The 1232-nt window shown below is 50.6% G+C and carries 1 protein-coding gene and 1 pseudogene; both read right to left on the reverse strand.

Annotated features, from left to right (window positions below):
* Positions 1-628, reverse strand: a 628-nt coding sequence (locus RY831_RS32940; RefSeq protein ID WP_326510491.1) for a glycoside hydrolase family 16 protein, incomplete at its 3' end; no start/stop codon positions are given.
* Positions 629-1029: 401 nt separating this feature from the next.
* A pseudogene (locus tag RY831_RS32945) lies at positions 1030-1232 on the reverse strand (glycoside hydrolase family 16 protein); the annotation flags it as partial.

Consider the following 1232-nt stretch of genomic DNA (forward strand, 5'->3'; position numbering starts at 1 on the left):
CGCCGCCTGCATAGGCTTCGAGGATGTCGATTTCCGGACGATACGGATGGGCGCCGGCTTCATGGTTGAACAGCCAGAATGCGGGCCAGGTGCCTTGTCCGTACGGCAGCTTGGCTTCCATTTCGAAATAGCCGTAGGTCTGGTAGTACTTGCCGTCGGTATCGATGGTGCGGTTGAAGAAGTTGCCCGAGGCATCGCGCTGCGGCCAGATCTTGAGCTTGCCATCTTCGACGGTGTAGTTCTTGGTGGCGTTGGACGCTTCGTACCAGATGTGGTCATTCCAGAGGCTGCTGTCATACGTGTTGAACTCATCAGAGAACGACAGCGTAAAGAGATTTGCGTCTTGACCGAACGGAGTCGGTGCTTCGGCTTTTGCCGGTTGAGTAGCCTCTGGAATGGAAGCAGCAGGTGCGCTTGCAGCAGGCGTTTCTGCTTCTGCAGTCGGTGTTGTTGTCGTTGTATCGGTTGCTGCAGCATCACGCTGTATTTGCGTGTTGGGAGACAAAGTCGTCATGTCTGCGGTCGGCGTCTCAGAACCGCCACCGCCGCCGCATGCGGCCAGAAGAACCGTAGCGCAAGCGCAACACAGAGTGGAGATTGTCAGTCGATGCAGGGAAGATTTAAACATAGCGATTCCTTTTCCGTCTAATTGATGGTAACCAATGATGCTCATCAGCAAGTACAACTCAGAGCCTTTCCCAAAGAAAATGGTTCCGACAATCATCAAAAAATCGGCGCATTTTTCTTAAAAATGAGCAATCTTTCATTCTTTTGGTTAACACTTTATCTTGAGTCGCTGCAATCTCAACAACAAAATTGCTAAATGGAAAAGTCAAACTTGTAACTTTTGTATTGCAAAACGAGAGTGGCGAAATAGTCCGGAATCAAAATGCAAAGCGGATGAAGAAAGGAAAAGAAAAAAGAAAAAGAAAAAGGCCGGGTGGTTGACCCGGCCTTTTAGTTTGCGACCACTTGGTAGTTGGCTAGTGGAATGACTTCCTGAAGCACATCACTAGCGCACTACGACAATTACTGGAACTGCCAGGCGCGTACATAGTTGACTTCGAACGAATTGCCCTTGCCCTGCGGGGTCGAATTGTCCGGCGTGCCCGACGCGCTGCCATACCAGAGGTCGAGGATGATGTACATGCGGTGGCTCATGCTTGCATTGACGCTGTACATCTCCTTGCCGTCAAAGTAGAACGTGATCTTGTTCGGTTCCCACTTCACAC

It is taken from the genome of Noviherbaspirillum album, from assembly GCF_035916955.1.
Taxonomy (GTDB): Bacteria; Pseudomonadota; Gammaproteobacteria; order Burkholderiales; family Burkholderiaceae_D; genus Noviherbaspirillum; species Noviherbaspirillum album.